This window comes from Aminobacter sp. P4_D5, assembly GCF_056401815.1.
The window spans coordinates 1-960 of the sequence record NZ_JBFUIP010000461.1; the positions used below are offsets into that span (position 1 = coordinate 1).

Annotated in this window: 3 protein-coding genes; all 3 read left to right on the forward strand. The window is 69.0% G+C overall.

Annotation, left to right across the window (positions count from 1 at the left end; genetic code table 11):
* Positions 1-180: hypothetical protein (locus AC1DWF_RS32755; protein ID WP_476842682.1), on the forward strand; the 180-nt coding region annotated here is incomplete at its 5' end.
* Positions 181-192: 12 nt separating this feature from the next.
* On the forward strand, positions 193-657 hold the full coding sequence (locus tag AC1DWF_RS32760; RefSeq protein WP_476842683.1) for a RidA family protein: 465 nt from the start codon (positions 193-195) through the stop codon (positions 655-657).
* A gap of 69 nt (positions 658-726) precedes the next feature.
* Positions 727-960, forward strand: a 234-nt coding sequence (locus AC1DWF_RS32765; protein ID WP_476842684.1) for a peptidogalycan biosysnthesis protein, incomplete at its 3' end; no start/stop codon positions are given.

The following is a 960-nucleotide window of genomic DNA, read 5'->3' on the forward strand; positions in this document are numbered from 1 at the left end:
GTGCTGGACTGGGCCTTCCGCCGGCTGGCCATCGATCACCTGGGCGGCGCGCTGCCGCAGCCCGACGCCGAGGACGTGGCGCCCGACAGCGCGGCTCGCGCGGCCGAGCAGTCGCCGCTGCTGCCGCTCGACCTGCCCGCGGCGCCGCCCAAGGCCCGCAATCTGCGCATCGTCGCCTAGGGGAATTTTTCCATGTCCAAGATCGAAGCCCGCCTCGCCGAGCTGGGACTGACGCTGCCTGAAGCCTCCGCGCCCATCGCGAACTACGTGCCGTTCACCGTCTCCGGCAAGACCGTCTACATCTCCGGCCAAGTGCCGCGGAAGGACGGAAGGATCTTTCCGACGGGCCGGGTGGGCGAAGAAGTCTCGGTGGAGGATGCGAAGAAGGCAGCACAGAACTGCATGCTGTCCATCATCGCCCACGCCAAGGCGGCCGCTGGCGGCAACCTGGATAACATCGCCCGCGTGTTGCGCGTGACCGGCTATGTGCACTCCGCTTCGACCTTCGGCGACCAGCCTTCCGTGATCAACGGCGCCTCGGACTGCGCCGTGGAGGTCTTCGGCGAGGCGGGCCGGCATGCGCGCAGCGCCGTCGGCGTATCCTCGCTGCCGGCCGGCGCCTCGGTCGAGGTCGAGGCGATTCTCGAACTCCGGTAACCTGATTTTTCCGGAGATCGAGTCCATACTCGGGCTCGATGGACTCCCCCCCCCGAGCTCACCCTCTCACTGCACAAGGCTATCGCCGAGATCCCGGCGGCGGATTGGGATGCCTGCGCGGGGGATAACCCCTTCGTCTCGCATGCCTTCCTCGCCGCGCTGGAGGAGAGCGGCAGCGCCTCGGCCGAAACCGGCTGGCTGCCGCAGCACGCGGCGCTGCGCGACGCCTGCGGGCAGCTCGTGGCCTGCGCGCCCTGCTACGCGAAGTCGCATTCCCAGGGCGAATACGTCTTCGACCACGGC